The sequence below is a fragment of the Acinetobacter sp. 1130196 genome, from assembly GCF_000588095.1.
Lineage (GTDB): Bacteria > Pseudomonadota > Gammaproteobacteria > Pseudomonadales > Moraxellaceae > Acinetobacter > Acinetobacter nosocomialis.
Genome location: NZ_JFWX01000019.1, coordinates 37105 through 58688 on the forward strand (window position 1 = coordinate 37105; position 21584 = coordinate 58688).

At 39.9% G+C, this 21584-nt stretch carries 23 protein-coding genes; 8 read left to right on the plus strand and 15 right to left on the minus strand.

Annotated features, from left to right (window positions below; genetic code table 11):
- Nucleotides 1-4 precede the first annotated feature (4 nt).
- The 5 genes from J671_RS15065 to J671_RS15085 all read right to left on the minus strand — a co-directional run bounded on the left by J671_RS15065 (nt 5) and on the right by J671_RS15085 (nt 3382).
- Nucleotides 5-541 (minus strand): M23 family metallopeptidase, encoded by a 537-nt coding sequence (locus tag J671_RS15065; protein ID WP_004885044.1) that lies wholly within the window; start codon nt 539-541, stop codon nt 5-7.
- 47 nt (nt 542-588) lie between these two features.
- A complete protein-coding gene (gene mutY, locus J671_RS15070) occupies nt 589-1623 on the minus strand; it encodes an A/G-specific adenine glycosylase (RefSeq protein WP_004885042.1) in 1035 nt (344 codons plus the stop codon).
- Nucleotides 1624-1765: 142 nt separating this feature from the next.
- Nucleotides 1766-2128 carry an HIT family protein gene (locus J671_RS15075; RefSeq protein ID WP_002053765.1) on the minus strand — a complete coding sequence of 121 codons (363 nt, stop codon included), beginning with the start codon at nt 2126-2128 and terminating at the stop codon, nt 1766-1768.
- 187 nt (nt 2129-2315) lie between these two features.
- On the minus strand, nt 2316-3053 hold the full coding sequence (locus J671_RS15080; RefSeq protein WP_004885039.1) for a dienelactone hydrolase family protein: 738 nt from the start codon (nt 3051-3053) through the stop codon (nt 2316-2318).
- Nucleotides 3054-3223: 170 nt separating this feature from the next.
- On the minus strand, nt 3224-3382 hold the full coding sequence (locus tag J671_RS15085) for a DUF1328 domain-containing protein (protein ID WP_002053759.1): 159 nt from the start codon (nt 3380-3382) through the stop codon (nt 3224-3226).
- Nucleotides 3383-3575: 193 nt separating this feature from the next.
- Between J671_RS15085 and J671_RS15090 the strand changes: the two genes are divergently transcribed.
- The 3 genes from J671_RS15090 to J671_RS15100 all read left to right on the plus strand — a co-directional run bounded on the left by J671_RS15090 (nt 3576) and on the right by J671_RS15100 (nt 6687).
- Nucleotides 3576-4034: a YcgN family cysteine cluster protein gene (locus tag J671_RS15090; RefSeq protein WP_004711336.1), complete on the plus strand. Its 459-nt coding sequence runs from the start codon at nt 3576-3578 to the stop codon at nt 4032-4034.
- A gap of 109 nt (nt 4035-4143) precedes the next feature.
- Nucleotides 4144-5316, plus strand: a complete 1173-nt coding sequence (locus tag J671_RS15095; protein ID WP_004885036.1) for a PQQ-dependent sugar dehydrogenase — start codon at nt 4144-4146, stop codon at nt 5314-5316.
- A 105-nt stretch (nt 5317-5421) separates the two neighbouring features.
- Complete coding sequence (locus tag J671_RS15100; protein ID WP_031953573.1) at nt 5422-6687, plus strand: replication-associated recombination protein A; 1266 nt, start codon at nt 5422-5424, stop codon at nt 6685-6687.
- Between the two features lie 17 nt (nt 6688-6704).
- Here J671_RS15100 and J671_RS15105 read toward each other — a convergent pair whose 3' ends face one another.
- From J671_RS15105 to dapA, 5 genes are all read right to left on the minus strand, one after another.
- Complete coding sequence (locus J671_RS15105) at nt 6705-7541, minus strand: formate/nitrite transporter family protein (RefSeq protein ID WP_004885032.1); 837 nt, start codon at nt 7539-7541, stop codon at nt 6705-6707.
- 298 nt (nt 7542-7839) lie between these two features.
- On the minus strand, nt 7840-8043 hold the full coding sequence (locus J671_RS15110) for a hypothetical protein (protein WP_002053827.1): 204 nt from the start codon (nt 8041-8043) through the stop codon (nt 7840-7842).
- 193 nt (nt 8044-8236) lie between these two features.
- Nucleotides 8237-8956, minus strand: a complete 720-nt coding sequence (gene purC, locus J671_RS15115; RefSeq protein WP_000917863.1) for a phosphoribosylaminoimidazolesuccinocarboxamide synthase — start codon at nt 8954-8956, stop codon at nt 8237-8239.
- Nucleotides 8957-8992: 36 nt separating this feature from the next.
- The gene (locus J671_RS15120) at nt 8993-9592 is read right to left on the minus strand and encodes a hypothetical protein (RefSeq protein ID WP_002053789.1); all 600 of its coding nucleotides are present in this window, start codon (nt 9590-9592) and stop codon (nt 8993-8995) included.
- Nucleotides 9593-9607: 15 nt separating this feature from the next.
- Complete coding sequence (dapA, locus tag J671_RS15125) at nt 9608-10501, minus strand: 4-hydroxy-tetrahydrodipicolinate synthase (RefSeq protein ID WP_002054045.1); 894 nt, start codon at nt 10499-10501, stop codon at nt 9608-9610.
- A gap of 329 nt (nt 10502-10830) precedes the next feature.
- Between dapA and pncA the strand changes: the two genes are divergently transcribed.
- The 3 genes from pncA to J671_RS15140 all read left to right on the plus strand — a co-directional run bounded on the left by pncA (nt 10831) and on the right by J671_RS15140 (nt 13986).
- Nucleotides 10831-11475, plus strand: a complete 645-nt coding sequence (gene pncA / locus J671_RS15130; RefSeq protein ID WP_017393104.1) for a bifunctional nicotinamidase/pyrazinamidase — start codon at nt 10831-10833, stop codon at nt 11473-11475.
- Between the two features lie 54 nt (nt 11476-11529).
- Nucleotides 11530-12462 (plus strand): bile acid:sodium symporter family protein, encoded by a 933-nt coding sequence (locus tag J671_RS15135; RefSeq protein WP_031982748.1) that lies wholly within the window; start codon nt 11530-11532, stop codon nt 12460-12462.
- Nucleotides 12463-12642: 180 nt separating this feature from the next.
- Nucleotides 12643-13986 (plus strand): MATE family efflux transporter, encoded by a 1344-nt coding sequence (locus J671_RS15140; RefSeq protein WP_031982750.1) that lies wholly within the window; start codon nt 12643-12645, stop codon nt 13984-13986.
- Nucleotides 13987-14006: 20 nt separating this feature from the next.
- On the opposite strand, the gene J671_RS15145 is transcribed toward J671_RS15140, so the two are convergent.
- Nucleotides 14007-14477: a DUF523 domain-containing protein gene (locus J671_RS15145; RefSeq protein ID WP_000924621.1), complete on the minus strand. Its 471-nt coding sequence runs from the start codon at nt 14475-14477 to the stop codon at nt 14007-14009.
- 521 nt (nt 14478-14998) lie between these two features.
- Between J671_RS15145 and hppD the strand changes: the two genes are divergently transcribed.
- Complete coding sequence (gene hppD / locus J671_RS15150) at nt 14999-16054, plus strand: 4-hydroxyphenylpyruvate dioxygenase (RefSeq protein WP_002053927.1); 1056 nt, start codon at nt 14999-15001, stop codon at nt 16052-16054.
- Between the two features lie 66 nt (nt 16055-16120).
- On the opposite strand, the gene J671_RS15155 is transcribed toward hppD, so the two are convergent.
- The 4 genes from J671_RS15155 to fahA form a co-directional block, all read right to left on the minus strand.
- Entirely contained in the window at nt 16121-16900 is a 780-nt protein-coding gene (locus tag J671_RS15155) for an IclR family transcriptional regulator (protein WP_002053886.1), read from the minus strand.
- Nucleotides 16901-17198: 298 nt separating this feature from the next.
- Nucleotides 17199-17747 (minus strand): VOC family protein, encoded by a 549-nt coding sequence (locus J671_RS15160; RefSeq protein WP_004711359.1) that lies wholly within the window; start codon nt 17745-17747, stop codon nt 17199-17201.
- Nucleotides 17748-17763: 16 nt separating this feature from the next.
- The gene (gene maiA, locus J671_RS15165) at nt 17764-18396 is read right to left on the minus strand and encodes a maleylacetoacetate isomerase (RefSeq protein ID WP_002053862.1); all 633 of its coding nucleotides are present in this window, start codon (nt 18394-18396) and stop codon (nt 17764-17766) included.
- The gene (fahA, locus tag J671_RS15170; protein WP_031982751.1) at nt 18383-19690 is read right to left on the minus strand and encodes a fumarylacetoacetase; all 1308 of its coding nucleotides are present in this window, start codon (nt 19688-19690) and stop codon (nt 18383-18385) included. Before fahA ends, maiA begins: the two co-directional genes overlap by 14 nt.
- Nucleotides 19691-20047: 357 nt before the next feature.
- Here fahA and J671_RS15175 point away from each other — a divergent pair, with 357 nt between their 5' ends.
- The gene (locus J671_RS15175) at nt 20048-21436 is read left to right on the plus strand and encodes an amino acid permease (RefSeq protein ID WP_031982752.1); all 1389 of its coding nucleotides are present in this window, start codon (nt 20048-20050) and stop codon (nt 21434-21436) included.
- Nucleotides 21437-21584: the final 148 nt, after the last annotated feature.

Here is a 21584-nt window from a genome sequence, read left to right on the forward strand (position 1 = left end):
GTTCCTAGCGTAAATATGAATAAGGATTAACAGCACCACGACCTTTACCATCTAAGTAAAAACCATAATGAAGATGAGGTGAAGTATAACGTGCATTTCCCGTATTGCCGACATAGCCAATCAGATCGCCCTTTTTGACATAGTCACCCACGTTTAAGCCACGTTTATGTCCATCAAGATGAGCATAATAATGCCATGTTCCTGCCGGGCCTAAAATCCAGATGACTTTGCCACCGAGGTTATTATTACGAAGATCTGCCACCAGCCCTTCGGTTGTACTGTACACTTTGGTTCCACGTGGAGCCAAAATATCAATTCCTTCGTGGCTACGACCCTGACTCCGAGCAGCGCCCCATGTGTCTTTTAACTCATCTCGATCGACACCTTTTACCGGAACAGGAAGCCGACTTGGAAGCTGCATACTCTTGAGTTTGCTAACTTGGGCTGGTGAAAGCGGAGCAGGCTTTTTAGGCGCACTGGCACAGGCTGCTAATAGAATAATGAGAAAACCAAGTGAGAGATGGGAAACTAAACGTCGCACAAAATACTCCCTGTCACAGCCATATCAAAATTATTTTGCTCACTATGTCATGAACGGCTTGTCGAGATCAATTTTTTCATAGCAGTTGGAACACCTTTAGCGACAGCTTGTTCCGGACTCAGCCATTGGCCTTCAAGTTCAATCGCCAGATGTTCTTTCTGATCAGGTTCCACGTGGAACACATGAGCATTAAGTAACCATGTGAAGTGAGTAAAGCTATGACTGATCTGAAAGGTTTGTGCTTGAGGTTGTAGTTTAAATTGCTGACTTAATTTTAAGCGTTCATGTTCATTTTCTAAAATAGGTAAACAAAATAAACCGCCCCATAGACCATGAGCTTGGCGTTGCTGCCAGAACCATTCATCTTCGCACTGAATAATAAGAACATCTGCCGTTTTAACAGGCGGTGTTTTTTTCGGTTTTTTAAAAGGTAATTCTTGTTCTAAACCTTGCTGATAAGCCTGACAATGAGATTGCATTGGACAATATAAACAAAGAGGCTTTTTAGGTGTGCAGATGGTTGCACCCAAGTCCATAATCGCTTGTGTGTAGTCATGGTTGCGTTGGGTTGGGCATAGCTCTTCAGCGAGTTTCCACATTTCACGTTCGTGTTGTGGCTTGCTTAAGTCATCCTCAATGGCAAAGAAACGAGCTAAAACGCGTTTCACATTGCCATCCATAATCACGCCGTACTGACGTAAACCTAAAGACATAAGCGCGCCTGCGGTCGAGCGACCAATGCCGGGTAGTGCAATCCATTCTTCTAGGGTTTCAGGAAATTTGCCTTGCTGTGCTACAAGTCTGGCAGCTTTATGCAAATTGCGTGCACGAGCGTAATAGCCAAGACCTGCCCAAAAAGGGGCTACTTCATCCCAAGTTGCATGGCCTAAAGCTTCTACAGTTGGGAAGCGCTCCATAAAGCGATCAAAATATTGCAGAACTGTTTTTACCTGAGTTTGCTGTAACATAATTTCAGAAACCCAGACTTTGTATGGATCATCTGCGACTTGCCAAGGCAAATCATGACGACCATGTTGATCGAACCAGTTTAAGAGGGCATCAGAAAAAGAAAATTCAGGCATGAACAGCTATAGAAGAAAAGTAAGGGTTAAATTATAGCTGAAATTTGGGTTAAGTTTTGTTTAAAGCAAGCAATCAGAACGAGCCTGTTAAAACAGAGACTACTTTAAAACGAGTAGTCTCTGCTTCAAGCATAAAAAAGGATTAATCCTCTTTTACGCCCCAACGTTGATCAAGTTTCAACGGTTGGTTTTTATAGTAAGGAATGACATGAATATGGAAATGGTCAGAAGTTTGTCCAAACACTTCACCATCATTAAAGCCAATATGGAAACCAGCTGGTTGATGACGAAGCTGTGTTTCATGACGGGCAATTTCAAGAAGTGTCAGTAAGCTTTCATGCTCTTTAGAGGTAATGTCAAAAAACGAACTTACATGGCGCAGTGGAGTCACTACACAGTGGCCTTTAGACAACGGATTTGGGTCAGGTAAAATTACAGCAAATTCATTCTTATCAATGATGTCATATTCATCAAAATTGCAATACGGACATTTCTTGTCAGTCATTGTTGTATCCTCTCATGTTATTCCATTAAACCCCGAGTGCGGGAAATAAGACTAGGCTTTGCTCTAGCTCAACGGGAGTATAGTTATTGAAGTATGGTTTAAAAAATACAGGAAAAATATTGCAAAGTCATAAAGATTTAAGGGAGCAAATGCGAAAAAAGAACCATTTGCTCCAAATTTGCTTCTTTTATTTTAAAGTACGTTCTAATAAAGCGTACATTTTAGCAAGGCCTTGTTTTTCCGCTTCGCTGTTGTAGCCAAGATCTACGCCGTTCGCTTTAGCTCTTTCATCTGCAAGCGGGTTACTAAAGCCATGTTTAGCATCCTTTAAAACCACTACCTCATGTTTAACCTCAGCAGCTTGCATCTCTTTTTCAAAATTAGCAACATCTTCTAAGGTGACCATGCTGTCTAGTTCACCATGTAGAACCAAAACTTCACCTTGAATGTTGCCTTTTTGAGCAGGTGCCTTAGGAGTTAATGTACCATGGAATGTCGCTGTTGCTTTGAGGGGAGCACCTGAGCGAGCTAAATCGAGTACCACTTTGCCGCCATAGCAAAAACCTACTGCTGCAAGTTTTTCACTATTTACTTCTGGTTGAGCAGCCAAAGTTTGAAGCCCAGCACTAGCACGATCAGTCACTGTGTCTAACTCTTCAAATGTCTGCATCATCCATTCGTAAGCTTGAGCAGCAGTCGTCGTCACTTTTTTATCGCCATACATATCAATTGCAAGTGCAGCATAGCCGTGTTCAGCAAGTTCACGCGCACGTTGTTCAGTGTATTCGTTACGTCCCCACCACTCAGGACCAATAATGACACCGGGTACAGGGGGCTCACTTTCTGGAGCTGCAAAGTAACCAATTAAATGGCTGCCATCTGGTGCAGTGTATTGAATTTCACGGGTTTTAATTGCTGTACTCATGACATTAATCCTGAAATTTAACTTGGTTTAAATACACTTGATTAAAGCATAAAAAATAAAAGCTATATAAATAACTATGTAAAAATCTACATCAAAAGAAAAACATAGAAACATTTGGGCAATAAAAAAGAAGGAACAGGTTCCTTCTTTTTTATATGGTCATAATTAAATTAGGTTCGGCCTCGCGAAATAAAACCAATAACAGCGAGAATTACAGCCACAACTAATAAAATCACGGCAAAGTCTTTAGATAACCCTGCAACACCACCAAACCCTAATAGACTGGCAATGAGTGCAATCACTGCAAAAATTATTGCCCAACGGAACATATGCTGTCCTCCTTATTTTTCATTGTGTTTTTACTATATAGCGTGTTTTTTACACGGAATGTGTCGTTTATGTGGTTGAAATGTATATTAAACAATCATTTTGTGATGCTAAAAATACGGTTTCTTTCCTTAAGCAGAGATTACTTCAATGCTATAATCTGAGTTTGCTTTATGTATATAGCTGTTAAAACCTATGTCTACCGAGACCTCACTTCGTCCATTGTTTTGGAAAAATTATACGCTTGAGCAGCTTACACCGCCTGAGTGGGAAGCTTTGTGTGATGGGTGTGGTTTATGTTGTCTGGTCAAGCTAGAAGATGAAGATACCCATGAAGTAGCTTACACCAAGGTAGCGTGTAAATTGCTGGATTGCTCTACCGGACGTTGTTCAGACTATTCAAATCGTCAGCAGCAAGTTCCTGACTGTTTACAGTTGACGCCGGAAAGTTTAAAAACCATACACTGGTTACCATCGAGCTGTGCCTATAAACGTTTGAATGAAGGCAAGAATTTACCTTCTTGGCACTATTTAAATACGGGTACGAGACAAAGCGTGGTTAAGGCGAAAAAGTCGGTTGCAGGACGATGTATTCCTGAAACCGATGTACATGAAGATGACTTAGAAGATTATGTAGTGCGTTGGGTGCGTTAATACGCTCCCGATGGGCATTTTTAATTACAGCGTATAATAAAGTAACATTTTTATCGTAAATTTTTTAACTATCTCCGTTATATAAAAAATAAAAGAGAAGGAGATAAAAATGATGAAACGACTAGCAGCCCCCTTATTATGTAGTAGCTTTTTCTTGTTAATGGCTTGTGGTTCTAACAATACTAATTCAAAAAGTCCTGAACAAAATACAACTGCAAAAACAGAGCAAACTAGTGGTGCCAAACAAGTTTATCAGGTCGAGGCAGTCGCACATTTTAATGAGCCTTGGGCAATTACCACTTTGCCGGACCAACGTTTATTAGTCACTGAACGGCAAGGTAAATTAAAAATTTTTAATCCCCAAAATAAACAAGTACAAGATGTTCAGGGTGTTCCAGCAGTGAACTATGGTGGCCAAGGTGGTTTAGGAGATGTCGCTTTGCATCCAGATTTTGCCAAAAATCACTGGATATATCTCAGTTTTGCGGCCAAAGGGCAGGGTGGATCTGGTGCGGTGATTTCACGTGCAAAATTAGATTTATCTAACCCTAATCAGCCAAAACTTAACCATATAAAGCAGATTTGGCAGCAAGTACCTAAAGTTTCAGGACAGGGTCATTATGGGCATCGTATGCTTTTTGGCGCAGATGGTAAGCTTTGGATCAGTTCAGGTGAGCGCCAAAAGTTTGACCCTGCCCAAGACATGAAAAGTAATTTGGGTAAAATTCTACGTTTAAATGATGACGGTTCAGCAGCTGTAGGTAACCCTTTTTATAAGCAAGGCGGTGTCACTGCTGAAATATGGTCACTTGGACATCGTAACCCATTAGGCATGGCCTTTGACCGCCAAGGACAGCTATGGGTGGTTGAGATGGGGCCTAAAGGTGGTGATGAGCTTAATATTATTACCAAAGGTGAAAACTATGGGTATCCGGTTGTTTCAAATGGCGACCATTATTCAGGTCAGCCTATTCCAGACCATAACACTCGCCCAGAGTTTAAAGCCCCCGAGATAGACTGGACTCCTGTAATCTCACCGTCGAGCTTAATTATTTATCGCGGGCAACAATTTCCGGCATGGCAAAATAAAGCCTTAATTGGTGGGTTGTCTTCACAAGCCATTGTAGTTGTAGATTTAGAGCATAAGCCCGTAAAAGAAGTGCAAAGATTAGAGATGAAGCAACGTATTCGTGGGTTACATGAAGCACAAGACGGTTCAATTTGGATAATTGAAGATGGCCCCAATGCTCGCTTACTCAAGCTGAGTAAGAAACTCTCTTAAGGCCTTGAGTTAGCCTATAAATAAAGGATGGGTCTCATAGATTCAAATTGTAGATTTCTGTGAGACACAATAGACTATAGTGAAAAGACGATAAAGCTATTTGAGATGTCAGACACCCATATTCCACTTCCTGAACGCCTGCGCCCGAGAGACTTGTCTGAAATTATTGGGCAAGATCATTTGTTAGGTGAACATGCACCCTTACGTCAAATGATTGATCAGGGACATTTGCCTTCTATTATTTTTTGGGGGCCTCCAGGCGTCGGTAAAACGACAATTGCTTTGCTTTTAGCTCAGGCAATAGATCGTCCGTTTGTGAGCTTATCTGCGCTGAATACGGGCGTAAAAGAATTACGTGAAGTGATTGCGGAAAGTGGTGATTTACTCACACCTGTAGTTTTTATTGACGAAATCCATCGCTTTAATAAATCACAGCAAGATGCATTATTAGGTGCCGTGGAAAAAGGAAAAATCACCTTAATAGGTGCGACCACTGAAAACCCGTCTTTTGAAGTCAATAGTGCACTTTTATCGCGCTGTCAGGTCTATACCTTAAACAGTTTAGACAGTGAGGCAATTCAGACTTTACTTAACAATGCACTTCAAAACGATAAATTCTTAAAAGAACGCTACATTCATATTGAAGAGTATGATGCTCTTTTACAGTTTGCAGCAGGTGATGCCCGTAAAGCACTAAATTTACTAGACTTAATTGCAAGTACTTTAGAGCCAGAAGTTGAAAATACCATTACCAATGCTGTGGTTGTAAAAGTCGCTCAGCAAAATATTGCGCGTTATGACAAATCGGGTGAACAGCATTACGACCTCGTTTCTGCTTTTATTAAATCGATTCGTGGTAGTGATCCAGATGCTGCTCTGTACTGGATGGCTCGTATGCTCAAAGGCGGGGAAGATCCGGTTTTTATTGCAAGACGTATGCTGATTGCTGCCTCAGAAGATATTGGAAATTCGAATCCAAATGCGCTATTGCTTGCTGGTGAATGTTTCCGTTCTGTACAGGCAGTTGGAATGCCTGAGGCGCGAATTATTTTGGGTCAAACCGCGGTTTACCTAGCAACCAGCGCGAAAAGTAACAGTACTTATTTGGCGATTAATAAGGCCTTAGAACTTGCTGAGAAAACGGCAAATTTACCAGTGCCTTTACACTTGAGAAATGCACCGACCAAACTGATGAAACAGCAAGGTTATGGAATTAATTATCTCTATCCTCATGACTACCCAGAGCACTTTGTGCTGCAAGACTACTTACCACCTGAGTTGAAGGGAACTAAACTTTATGAGTCGGCGAGAAACAAGCGTGAAGTTGAAGGTGAGCGCCTCCAGCAACGCCGATGGCAGCAGGAGCAATAGTTCTCTATTGCTTCTTGCTAATCCAATTCTTCAGTGACGTGACCGTAAATTAGTAGGGTAAACACACCTGTACCACCAATAATGTTTCCAATAGTAGTTGGAATTAGAAAATTAAATAGATATTCGCCAATAGAAGCCTCTCCTTGCCAGACCAGATAGGACATTTCGGTAGAACCAACCACAACGTGGGTAAAGTCGCCTAGTCCTATCAGATAAGTCATGAAAAAGATGACTAGGAATTTATTGCTGACCGAAGGCAGCATCCACACCAATGCGGCAATTAAAAGTCCCGACATAACCCCTTTAAGCAGGTTCTGGATTGCAGAAAAAGATGCAACATGATGCGCCAGCTCATCTAGTGCTTTATCAATGTCTGGAGTAAACAGGTCTGTGGTCAGGAAAAATAAACTCGCCAAAGCTGTTCCAATGATATTGCATAGAATCACAATTCCCCATAAACGCCCCACAGCTCGTAATTTGTCCAAACTAAAAGGCTTAAATAAGGGCACAACTGTAGTAATGGTATTTTCGGTAAAAAGTTGCATGTGGCCCAAAATAGCAATCAGGAACCCAATGGTATAACCAAAATTGGTGATTAAATCGGTCCAGATGGCATCAGTTGGGATATAAGAAGCAATAATCGCTTTAAATACAAATGAGAAGCTAATGACCAAACCAGCAGCAATTCCTGAAAAGATCAGTGCAGCTGTTGGGCGATCCAGTTCTTCCGCACCATCACGGCGGATAATTTCATAGACTAAACGGGGTGACAGTTTCTCGTGTTCTTCTACTGCCATTTTTTCACGCCAGCTTAAGGTTTGCTCGACCTTTTTTTCCTCTATTTCATGATCCATCAGATTTGCTCCTCACTGAATAAATATTTTTTACTTATTATTTTTATTCATTGTTAAGGCAGCATTCGGGATAAATCCAGTTTATTCCTACCAGCTTTATGTGTCTTTTTATAAATTGAAGAGTACGGCAGTAAGCAAAATAATATACGGATGAACGTAATTAACCAGATAAGACCATTAAGTATAAAAAGAGATTAAGAGTATCGTATGGCAAGACTATTTACCGCCTGAATGAAAGGCGAGCGATCTCTATAAACTAGTTAGGTTTGAGATTGAGCGCTTACAGCAACGCAGAGAATTAAAGTAATGTATATGTTCTCAATGTACGTATAAGCTTCATATAGTCACCTTGAGAAGCTTCAGAAATAACGGTTTCTACTTCAGCTTGGCTCCAACCTTGTTTCAAAGCAGAGTCGCTAAAATTAGATAAAATCACTAATGGGTTTTCACCAAAATGTATCGAGTGATTCATTAATTTCTTTTCAGGCTTAAATAGTTTCATTGGATTCACCATACTTTAAATTTAATTATTGTGATGCAATTAATGTTTTTTTAGATTTTAGTGCTTTGTTTTTAGATTGTGCAAGTCATAATTTAATTAAATATACAAATCTGTCTACTTTCCTTAAATTCTTGGGTGCTGGAAATAAAAAAACCGAGCTGAAATGCCCGGTTTTTTTAATGAAGCTGACGAATTAGATGTCAGATAAATCTACGCCTAAACGAGCAGCAACTTCTTCATAAGCTTCAACAACACCGCCTAAACCTTGACGGAAACGGTCTTTGTCGAGTTTCTTCTTAGTGTCTTTATCCCATAAACGGCAACCGTCTGGAGAGAATTCATCACCAAGTACGATACGGTCATGGAAAACACCAAATTCAAGTTTGAAGTCCACCAAAATCATGTTGCCTTCAGCAAATAATGCTTTTAATACATCATTTACTTTATAAGTTAACACTTTCATTTGTTCTAACTGTTCAGCAGTCGCCCAACCTAAAGCAATCGCTTGAGATTCGTTAACCATTGGATCGCCTAGGCCATCATCTTTGTAGAACAATTCAAATGTAGGAGGAGTAAGCTCTTTACCTTCTTCTACACCTAAACGACGGCATAAAGAACCAGCTGCGTAGTTACGGATTACACATTCAACAGGAATCATTTGAAGTTTTTTAACAAGAACTTCAGTTGGAGAAAGCAATTTTTCAAAATGCGTTTCGATACCCGCTTCAGCAAGCTTTTCCATGATGAAGGCGTTAAAACGGTTGTTCACCTTGCCTTTACGATCTAGTTGTTCGATTTTTTCGCCATTGAACGCAGAGGCATCATCACGAAAGACTAAAATCAGATGGTCGGCATTGTCTGTTTCATATACAGATTTTGCTTTACCAGTATAGAGCAAGGTTTGTTTTAACATGAGGGAACCTTTTAAAAAAAAATGCCTAGTAAACGACTAGGCTGGCCAATTTTGGTAAATCTGGTTTAACACTTCCGCAGCAACATCAGGGCTTGCAAAAGTGTTGTCTGGATTAAAGAGAGCAAGGCTATGACTAGAGCCAACACCAGTCAGTTTAAGCACATAAGTTTTGTCATTTACTTTGATCGTCGCTTGATTACTGCCTTGAGCGATAACATTGTAATTTAACGTGCTTAAGGTTGCTTTGGTGTATTGCCAAATCTCCGCAGTACTTCCATCAATTTTTAACAGTGGATTCTTATTACCATCCGTTACAAGTTGAGGGCGACTAAGCGCGCTACCTGATTGAGCAGATGTATCTGCTGTATCAGCTTGGGTTTGTTCAGGACGTGGCAATGCAAAACGGTTGCCACGTTTGTTTTCAAACTTCGGCGCATGATCGATAGCGAGCTGGTCTACTGTTGGTGCAGGATACAAAGGAGTCGCTGGTCGTACAGTTGCATCGGCAGGGTACTCAAGCGGGGCGAGTTGCTTTGCTTTTTTATAATCTAAAGAGTGATTATTGAGTGCGAAGCGACCACAGCCAGCTAAACTTAAGGCTGAAACTGCAAGGACTAAACCAAGACGTAATTGCATCATAAATTGCTCTTATTAAATAATTCCCGCATCTTTTAGGGCATTGCGGAGAGGTTCGCGATATTGCTCAGCGAGAGGAGTGAGTGGTAAACGAATACCAGTATCAATCAGTCCCATCTCATGTAGTGCCCATTTCACAGGAATTGGGTTTGATTCGCAAAATAGAATATTGTGTAAATTTGCAATCTTATTGTTAAGCGTCTTCGCTTGTGGCTCATCTTTAGCAATTGCAACCGCGCATACTTCACTCATTGCCTTAGGTGCAATATTTGCAGTAACCGAGATATTACCGTCTGCGCCAAGAAGCATAAGTTCCCATGCAGTTTCATCGTCACCTGAGTAAACAGCCATTTTGCCGTTTAAAGCTTCAATTAAGGCTTTACCACGAGGTACGTCACCTGTAGCGTCTTTAATACCCACAATGTTAGGAATCTCTGCTAAACGTACTGCTGTATCATTTGACAAGTCTACGCCTGTACGACCAGGTACGTTATAGAGAATAAGAGGTAATTCAACAGCTTCAGCAACTGCCTTGTAGTGCTGGTAAAGGCCTTCTTGGGTTGGTTTGTTATAGTATGGCGTTACAAGTAAAGCTGCATCAGCACCGAGGTCTTTAGCAGCTTTAGTTAATTCGATTGCTTCACGGGTTGAGTTTGCACCAGTACCGGCAATAATTGGAATACGTTTATTGGCTACACGAATAATTTCTTTAATAACCTGTGTGTGCTCTTCCATGCTCAATGTTGAGGCTTCGCCGGTTGTACCGACGGCTACAATACTGTTTGTACCTTGTTCTATGTGCCACTCAACCAGCTTCTCAAGACCCTTCCAATCTACACCGCCATCTTTCAACATGGGAGTGACAATTGCGACGATTGAGCCTTGAATGGTCTGTGCTTGCTGAGTCATTTTAAAAAATATCCTATTTATCCATCCGAATCTGAGGTAAGAAAAACAAAATGTGGGATGGTTGCAGTATTTTGATTGTCCAGTTCTAACAATAACAGATTGTTGAATGACAATTATGCAAATTATGACTGATCAGACGCATAAGAACAATATGCTTAACTGATAAACCCTATGTAAACTTGAGTGAAACATAGAATGCCAATTTGATCATTTCAAGTAAAAGACAGTAAAGATGACAATATGGTGCAATTCTTCCAGTTTCTACTTAACACAGTCTTTTTTATGGCAAGATAAAATGCATATTTCTCCCGAATGGGACTTAAGATGGCATGAAAATGAATAAACAACCACAAAATGCGGCTTTAGTCGTAGTTGATGTACAAAATGGTTTTACGCCAGGTGGTAACCTAGCAGTTGCCGACGCCGATACAATTATTCCAACTATTAACCAATTGGCGGGTTGTTTTGAAAATGTAATTCTTACACAAGACTGGCATCCAGATAATCATATTTCTTTTGCAGCTAACCACTCGGGTAAGCAGCCATTTGAAACCATTGAACTTGACTATGGACCGCAAGTGCTTTGGCCTAAGCATTGTGTACAAGGCACGCATGATGCCGAGTTTCATCCAGATTTAAATATCCCGTCAGCTCAACTGATTATCCGAAAAGGTTTTCATGCGCATATTGATAGTTACTCGGCTTTTGTGGAAGCAGACCACACCACCATGACGGGTTTAACGGGTTACTTAAAAGAGCGCGGCATTGATACGGTTTATGTGGTCGGTATAGCTACAGACTTTTGTGTCGCATGGACTGCTTTAGATGCCATTCAACTCGGCTTTAAAACTTTAGTGATTGAAGATGCTTGTAAGGGTATTAATCTGAACGGCTCTTTAGAACAGGCATGGCAAGCGATGCAGCAACAGGGTGTTGTCCGTATTCAATCGACTGATTTGTTGAGTGAATGTTAGAGAGAGTGCTCATGTTGTTTGGGCTTTAATTGCGATTTGATATGGATGAACAGCATGTCTGCATTATTACGTTTTACTCAATTTGTTCAGAAAACGTTTGCTTTATGGGTCATCGTTTTTGCGGCTCTAGCGCTATGGCAACCTGAGTTTTTTGTCTGGCTTAAAGCGTACATCCCATGGATCTTAGGGATTATTATGCTCGGTATGGGAATGACCATGACCGTTGATGACTTTAAAGGGGTATTGCAAAGCCCTAAAGCCGTCTTAATTGGGGTGGTTGCCCAGTTTGTGGTGATGCCTGGTTTAGCATATGTTCTATGTAAATTATTTAATTTACCGCCTGAAATTGCAGTCGGCGTTATTTTGGTAGGTTGTTGCCCAGGCGGAACAGCTTCAAACGTAATTACCTATATGGCTAAAGGCAATGTGGCTTTATCGGTCGCCTGTACATCGGTATCAACACTCTTGGCTCCTGTGCTAACTCCTGCGATTTTCTATCTACTTGCCAGTCAATGGTTAAAGATTGACGCGGCTTCGATGTTTATTTCGATTTTGCAGGTTGTACTACTTCCGATTGTGATTGGGCTGATTTTACGAACTTGGCTTAAACGTCAGGTTGAATCCTATATTCAAGTCATGCCATTAGTTTCAGTGATTGCAATTGTTGCGATTGTGGCAGCCATTATTGGTGGCAGTAAAGCAGCTATTTTTCAATCGGGTTTGCTCATTTTGGCGGTAGTGATATTACATAATGGGTTGGGTTATTTATTAGGTTTTACCGCAGCGCGTTTCTTCAAATTGCCTTATGCAGACAGTAAAGCAATTGCGGTAGAAGTAGGAATGCAAAACTCAGGCTTAGGTGTGGCGCTTGCAGCAGTGCATTTTGCGGCTTCTCCGATTACAGCAGTACCGAGTGCTATTTTCAGTCTTTGGCATAATATTTCGGGCCCGGCGCTTGCAACTTATTGGGCAAGTAAACACAAATAGGAATAACTGTATACAACACACATTAAAAAAAGGCCAAACGAATAGTTTGGCCTTTTTATTTAAAGAATATTTTAGGGAGAGCTGAATTTAGAACTGGTATGTCTTTTGCTTTGAATTGATGCACTAAAAATAACGTGAATATCAATATAAATCGCAAAGAAAAAAATAAGGCTTTTTTTGATGAACCAGATTTTTAAATTATTTATACCCATGCTTTCTAGCAATTTAATTGTAGTTTTAAGTGGATTGGTTGATATTGCGTATGTAGGGCATTTTAGCAATGACCATGTCGCCGCATTATCGGTAACCTTATCTTTATATACAGTGATTTATGTCATTGGGATGGGGATTCTGCAAGGTGTGATACTCAAGCTTTCAGAAGCATATGGTTGCCATGATTTATCGCGTATACGTCAGATTTTTATTCAAGGCATTTGGCTAATGTTATGTTCGGCATTGATCAGTATTGGCCTGCTTTACGTATTCCGTGATTTACCAAAATTATTTGGTGCATCTGAACATGTCGTTTCAATTACTAAAAACTGTATTTGGGCTTTGGTATTTATTTTACCTGCGCATTTACTGATGCGTTTATTTACAGCTTTGTCTCAGGTCACTGAAAATGCGCACAAGGTTTTATTATCAGATAGTCTTTTCTTCATTCTTAAAATTATTTTGTCTTATCTTTTAATTTATGGTGTTGCTTCATTTTCAATTCCGCCACTCGGTGCGATAGGAGCTTTATTAGCCACTATTATTGTTCGGTGGTTTATGTTGGCTATTTATTACCTGTTTTTCTTGGAGAAAGGATACATCTTTATTGAACATCCAGAGCGGTCAGTTGAAGATAACCGGCAAAGTCTGCGTATGATTCTAAAAATAGGGATACCTACCGCGATCATGGCGTTGATGGATGTTGTTGCATTTTGTTCGGTTGCTATTTTAATTTTGCCTTTCGGGAGTGTGGTGTCTGCAGCCCATCAAATTGTCGCAAGCACGGGCGGCTTCATGTTTATTTTTCCTTCCTCAATTGCCTCGGCTTATAGCATTTTGGTGTCGAGGTCTATGGGCAGCGGGAACATGGACGAAGCAAACAAAATTGCCAGACAAAGTATATGGGTAATTATGGCAGTGAGTGGCAGTCTGTCCCTGTGTTTATGGTTGGAACGGGACTTGATTGTCACGTTCTATTCAGATGATTTGGCTGTACAGATTTTGGCAGCATCACTGCTGTTGATTGTCTGCATGTCTCATTTTCTAGATGGCTTAATGTCTTTACTAACCTCTTTGCTGCGTTGTTGGGATGTGTCGATTTTACCCATGCTGATTTTTTTAGTCGTGGTGCTATTTTTCGGATTGGGTGGTGGTTGGTGGATGGCTTATAAAGGGCTGCACTGGGGGAGTCACTCGATTTCTGCAATGGGAATTTATGGTTTTTGGAGTATGGCAGTCATAAGCTATTTAGTAGCTTGTGTATTGAGTGCTTTCTGTTTCCGTTTTAGAAAGCAATTAAGAGGTTTTTGATTAGGTAAATCAACACAACCTTAAAGAGGATGTGTTGCTAACCATTCTTCAATCTCATTTTCAGAAATTACTTTAAAGCCATGGCGCTGTAACAGTGCTGTGGTAATCCCCACACCTGTAATTCTCTCACCTTGAAAAGTACCGTTATAAATTTTTTGGCTACCGCAAGACGGACTATTTTCTTTTAAAACCACGCAAGTTGCTTGTATTTGCCGTGCAATTTCTAAAGTACGGTAGGCGCCTTTTAAATATAGCTCGGTTACATCTAAACCAGATGAATCCGCGATTTTTGCCTTGCCATCAAGTACATCTTGACCTGTTCCTCCCACAATTTCTGCGGGTAGACGAGGGGTGCTAAATCCACCTAATAACTCTGGGCAAAGTGCATGGGCTTTTTTATTTAAAAATAACTGCTGAAGCGTAGTGTGCAAGCAAGAGCGCCCATCGTAGCGTACAGGCTCCCCAATTAAACAGGCACTGATTAAAAGCATGGGTTTTCCGTCATTAGAACTTTAAAAGCCATGTGAGTGTACCCAATGATTTATAAAATATGAAATCTAAAACAAGTACAAACAAATGGCGTAATTTGATTAATAAATTACACAATTCATAATTAAATTATGTATTGCATAATTTAATTGTTTTTAGTAGCATCTGTTTTAAGGTAAATGGCCATTGGAGGACCAACAAGGATGTTGGCCTCCATAAATCTAGGAATGACTTTAGGAAAAGACGATTTTTAAAGGTTTATTGAAAAATCTCAATCGTACTTTTAGATAAGAAAGGACAGTGTATATGGAAAATAAACACCATATAGAAGGGAAATTAATCATCGGCTTTGCGCTCACTCAATCTTCGTTTTAGTTATTGGTTTTTTTCTCATAGGATGCGTTGGGCTAAGGCATTTGACGGTTCAAACACTCTCCCAGCAAATGCGTATTCTATAGAGAAAGGAGCTGACCAGATCAGCATGAGAAGTAAACGGATCAGGTAATTACCAGAGGGAAACTAGATGGATATTTTAGAGAACCCATTAGAACTATGCGGTTTTGCATTTATTGAGTTTGTTTCAAAAGAAAATGAATTAGATCCAATTTTTGAAACAATCGGCTTTTCAAAAGTAGCCAAGCATAAATCGAAAAAAGCGTACTTATGGCGTCAAGGAAATATCAATATTATCCTGAATTATCAGCCAGAATCTTATGCTTCATTCTTTTTTAATGAGCATGGTCCATCTGCTTGCGCAATGGGATTCAAAACTCGTGATGCGGCAAAAGCTTTTAAAAAGGCTGTTGAACTTGGTGCAGAACCAATGTATTCGAATGTTGGGCCAATGGAGCTTAACATTCCGGCAATTAAAGGTATTGGTGGCATGCCAATCTTCTTAGTTGACCGCGACATTTATGAAAATGACTTTATTTTCTTTGATGATACCCAGCGTAATCCTGAAGGTGCGGGCTTAAAAGAAATTGACCACTTAACTCATAACGTCTACAAAGGCCGTATGGAGTACTGGGCGAACTTCTACGAGAAGATTTTTAACTTCCAAGAAATTCGTTACTTCGACATTAAAGGTGAATATACAGGTTTAACATCTAAAGCATTAACTGCTCCAGATGGCATGATCCGTATTCCTTTAAATGAAGATTCAGACAAAGGTAACGGCCAAATTGCAGAATTCTTAGCTGATTTTAATGGCGAAGGTATTCAGCATATTGCATTTATTTGTGATGACTTAATTTCGACTTGGGATAAGTTAAAAGGCTTGGGTCTGCAATTTATGACTCCACCGCCAAACACGTATTATGAAATGTTGGAAGATCGCTTACCTGAGCATGGCGAACCGACTGATGAATTAAAACAGCGCGGTATTTTGCTTGATGGTAATACTAAAGATGGTCAGAAGAAGCTTTTATTGCAAATCTTCTCTCAAAATATGATTGGGCCAGTTTTCTTCGAATTTATTCAACGTAAAGATGACGACGGTTTTGGTGAAGGTAACTTCAAGGCATTGTTTGAATCGATTGAACGTGACCAAATTCGCCGTGGTGTTCTCGAAGCAAAATAAGTTTTGCTTTGTCTCTAATCTAAAAAAACCAAGAGCAATGCTCTTGGTTTTTTTATAGCTATTGATTTAGCGGCTTTTAATATATTGATTAATTGAATTAATCTCATTTTTAAGTGTTTCAATAATTTTACTTTGTGGGTCAACGGGTAAAAACATTTCGCTATCAAGCGCCACAATACAAAACTCAATCCCTTGGTTTGAGTTAAATACTGGCAGACCTACAGCGTTAATACCCGTAAGTAAATCACCTTTAGCTGCAGACATTTGTTGCTGGCGAATCTTCTCTTTAAGTTCTAAAAACTCTTCCCAATTATGTGGTGCAATGTTTAGCCCAAGTTCTTGATGTTTTTGCCATTCAGCTTCTAGCAATGGACGAATAAAATGCTCCGGAAGGTAAGAAGCAAATAAACGTCCTGCAGCAGAATTGACTAAAGGCATAATTGAACCGACTTTGGTCACAATCGAAATAGGGTGATTAGATTCAATAGATTGAACCACCACAGGGCCTTTTGGCGACCACTTACTAATTTGAATGCCACAGCCAATTTTGCTTTGTAGGTCGTAAATTAGATGTTGTACCAACTGTAAAGTGTCACTGTGCTGAATGCAGTTTAAGCCTAAACGCCATGCCTGATCGCCTAGAGCATATTGACCGTCTTCAAGCTGTTTGGCGTAATCCATGCGAATTAAGCTCACCAAATAACGGTGTACTTTGGCAGGATGCATCTCAAGCTTACTCGATAAGTCTTTGAGAATAATCGGTTGATTGTGCTCTAAAAGGGCATTTAGTACGGATAAGCCAACTTCAAGTGATTGAACCCCCCCAGATATTTTTTCTTCAATCATTTAAATACCCTTAATCGATTTACTTCAGCAGTTAAGCAGTTACGTATAAACATAAATTGGAATTGATGCGATTTACATCATGCCTGAGCCTATAGAAAAATAGAAATCACCTTTTTCTATTAGCGAAATTCACATGTTTAATAATCAACAATTCTTACAAACACCTTCATCTTTCATTTATAGCGTGAATTGATAGAAGTTTAGTAGATTTAAACAATATAAATCGGCATTGATATAGAACAGTTCATTCAAACTATTCCCACCAATGCCGACTTTTAAAACGATTGCTTTGAAAGAATTATGCGCCTAATTCTTCTTCATGCAAGAAATGAGTATGGTGTGGCGCACGTTTGGTTTTGCTCCATTCATCTAACATTTCAGTTTTCATTTCTTCAGTAATTTTTGCAATTTTCTCTTCAGCATGTACATCGTTATAAGTCAGTTCTAAACGATGGCCATTTGGGTCAAAGAAATAAATTGAATGGAAGATACCATGGTTGGTAATACCTAGCACTTTAACGCCGTTGTCTTCCAAATGTTTTTTGGCAGCTAAAAGGGCATTTAAATCTTCAACTTCAAAGGCAATATGTTGTACCCATTGAGGCGTGTTTTCATCTCGGCCCATTTCTGGTTGGGTTGGTAATTCAAAAAATGCCAAAACGTTGCCCTGACCAGCATCTAGGAATAAATGCATATAAGGGTCGAAAGCTTTCGTTGAAGGTACATGGTCTTCAGCAAAAGCTAAGATAAAGTCCATGTTGAGCATTTTTTTATACCACTCAACAGTTTCTTTCGCATCCTTACAGCGATATGCAACGTGATGTATTTTTTTAATGGCAAATGTCATGTTGAAACTCCTTTTACTATTCCCAATCTGGTTGTTGTTCTGGCGCCGCGTTATAGAAGGCTGGGATAGACAAACAATGTTGATAAATTGATTCAATTTTTGGAAACGCAGATAAATCTATCTTGAAGCGTTTCGCGTTATAGACCTGTGGAATGAGGCAGCAATCGGCAATCGTTGCTTCGTGCCCAAAGCAAAACTGTCCATTTGAATCTTGAAGTTGCTGTTCGAGCGTTTGAAAACCTTCAAGAATCCAGTGCTGATACCAATAATTTTTTTGTTCGTCCGAAACATTTAAGTCATTTTTTAAATATTTCAGCACACGTAAGTTATTTAACGGATGAATATCACAGGCAATTGCCTGTGCAAAAGCACGGATTTTGGCTCTCTCTTTCACATCATTTGGGAGTAATTTGGTTTCCGGATATTGTTCATCTAGATATTCCAAAATACTTAATGACTGTGACAAAGTTAAATCGCCGTCTATTAAAGTTGGCACTAAGGCACTGCGATTTAACTTTAAATAGTCTTCACTTTGCTGCTCATTTTTAACCAAATGAACTGGTGCAGTTTCATAAGCGAGATTTTTAAGGTTGAGGCCAATCCGTACTCTGTAAGCTGCAGAGCTACGAAAGTAACTATACAGCTTCATAGTCTGGCTCCGAAGTTTCTGCAAAATCGAAATTTAATGCAGGAAGTACCGTATTTCGAACTTCACCAAAGCCAACGCGAATACCATTTTTCTCACAGTGTCCTTTCATAATGAGCGTATCCCCATCTTGTAAGAAACCACGAGTTTCACCATTCGCAAGTGTTAACGGTTTGGTGGTGTTCCACGTCAGCTCAAGCAAGCTACCATAAGAGTCAGGTGTAGAACCTGAAATAGTACCTGAACCCATTAAATCGCCGACCTGAACGTTACAACCAGCAATCGTGTGGTGAGTCAGCTGCTGAGCCATAGACCAATACATATATTTGAAATTGGTTTTACAGATCACATCAGTTTGTGCTGAATTTGGGCTTTGAATTTCAACACTCAAATTAATGTCGTAACTATTCGCTATATTTTCTTGTAAGTAAGCGAGAGGCTTCGGTTCTTGTTTTGGTCCTTCAACTTTAAATGGCTCAAGTGCTTCAAGTGTAACCACCCAAGGTGAAATCGAGCTTGCAAATGTTTTAGCGTTGAAAGGTCCAAGTGGAACATATTCCCATTGCTGGATATCGCGTGCTGACCAGTCGTTTAGCAAAACCATGCCAAAAATATGATCCCATGCATCTTCAATTGCGATTGGCTGGCCTAATTGGGTTGGTTTGCCCACAATAAATGCAGTCTCAAGTTCAAAATCGAGTTTGCGAGTTGCTGAGAAAACCGGACGTTCTTCATTTGGAAGCTTAATCTGACCAGAAGGGCGTACGACGTGAGTTCCGCTGACCACAACAGAGCTAGCACGGCCGTTATAACCAACAGGCAACTCGCTCCAGTTTGGAAGCAAAGCATTTTTAGGGTCACGGAACATACAGCCCACATTAGTTGCATGTTCTTTAGAAGAATAAAAATCGGTATAGCCAGGAACTTGGACAGGCAAATGTAAAGTCACGCTGTCTTGCTTAACTAAAACTTCCTGACGTAATGCTTCATTTTCTTGAAGCGTTGAGTTTTCAACTGAAAGAAGAGACTGTAGCGTTTTACGAACTTTAGACCAGTTGGCTTTGCCAGATTCAATAAATTTATTGAGTGTAGATTGATTAAAGTATGTGTCTTGATCTGAAAGTTTTAAAAGACCATGCTTTTCAAGAGCAGCGAGATCAATCACCCAATCACCGATAGCTACACCGACCTGACGCTCGCCTTCGGCTGTTCTACTAAAAATACCATAAGGCAAATTATGAATAGTGAAATCAGATTGAGGTAAAACTTCAATAAAAGAGTTTAGTTTTTGTTCCATTTTCGCTTCCTTGTCTTCATCTCGCGTCTTATACAAATAAAAGTTCGGTCTAGGGACTGAGCTACTCAGTAAGTTTTAACCTTTATTGAGGTCATTTTTTACTTATGAGTTTGATAGAGACCGAGAACAACCAATTACTTCATGGTTCTTATAATACTGAATTCATTAAATTACGCAATACATAATTTGATTACACATTGCATAATAATTGTTATTTCTTGCATTTTCTGTTTTCATGCGCGGTTGTGAGAAAAGTAACGCAATTATTTTTTCATCAATCCCTATGAAAATCTGATCAATTTATGATATACGTAATTTATTGGAAAAAAATTACGTGACAAGGATGAGAATAATCATATGTCAACACAAGAGCAAGGAAACCTGAAACACGGTTTGAGTAATCGTCACATCCAGCTGATTGCATTGGGTGGAGCGATTGGTACAGGGCTGTTTCTTGGTATATCACAATCGATTAAATTGGCAGGTCCATCGGTAATCTTGGGTTATGCGATTGCCGGATTTATTGCTTTTTTAATGATGCGCCAGCTCGGTGAAATGGTGGTCGAAGAGCCAGTAAGTGGTTCTTTTAGTCATTTTGCTTATAAATATTGGGGACCTTTTGCAGGCTTCATGTCAGGATGGAACTACTGGGTACTCAACGTACTGGTATGTATGGCAGAGTTAAGTGCAATTGGTCTTTATATCCAATATTGGTGGCCGCAAATCCCAACGTGGGCATCCGCTCTAACGTTCTTTATTCTCATTAATGGCATTAATTTGCTGCATGTTAAGTTTTTTGGCGAAATGGAATTTTGGTTTTCCATTGTCAAAATCTTAGCTATTTTAGCTATGATCGGTTTCGGTTCGTATTTACTTGCAACCGGTACAGCAGGGCCACAGGCCAGCATTTCAAACCTTTGGGCATTGGGTGGTTTCTTCCCATTTGGCATTAAAGGTTTGGTCATGGCAATGGCGGTCATTATTTTTGCTTTTGGTGGGATCGAGCTTTTTGGTATTACTGCGGCAGAAGCACGAGACCCAGATAAAACTTTACCTAAAGCGGTAAACCAGATTATCTATCGTATTTTGATTTTCTATATTGCGACGCTTCTTGTTTTATTCTCATTATTTCCTTGGAATCAAATGGCACAAGGTGGCAGCCCTTTTGTAATGGTGTTTGCTTCTTTAGACAGCCAAGGTGTTGCAACTTTACTCAACTTCGTGATTTTGACTGCTGCGGTTTCGGTCTATAACGGCACAAGTTATTGCAGTAGCCGTATGTTGCTCGGCCTTGCTCAGCAAGGAAATGCTCCAAAAGTATTTGCTCGTATTAATAAACGCGGTATTCCAACCAATGCAGTGATCCTTTCTGCGGCAGTCACTATTTTATGTGTATTGTTAAATTACATTTTCCCTGAAAAAGCGTTTGGCTTACTCATGATGCTTGTTGTAGCAGCGATTGTGATTAACTGGGTCGTAATTTCATGGACACATTTAAAATTCCGTAAATTCATGACGCGCCAAGGTCAAACCACTAAATTCCCAAGCTTTATGTATCCATTTAGCAACTATCTTTGCATCGTATTCATGCTTGGAATTTTAGTTGTCATGTCTTTAACACCAGATATGCGTGTGGCGGTTATGATGATTCCGGGATGGATTTTGTGTTTGATGGTGGCTTATCAGTTTAAACGCCGTAAGTTAAAAGCTGAGCAGCCTGTACATGCTTTAGAAGCAGATGTGTAATTAGACCTTAATTAGGAACGAAAAGGGACGTATCGCATACGTCCTTTTTTTATTTTTAAAATTTACAACAGAAATTAAAGGACTTTATAATTGTTATATTATAACATTTGTTGAATGAATAACTAAGGCTTCCCGATGTTCAGGGAGG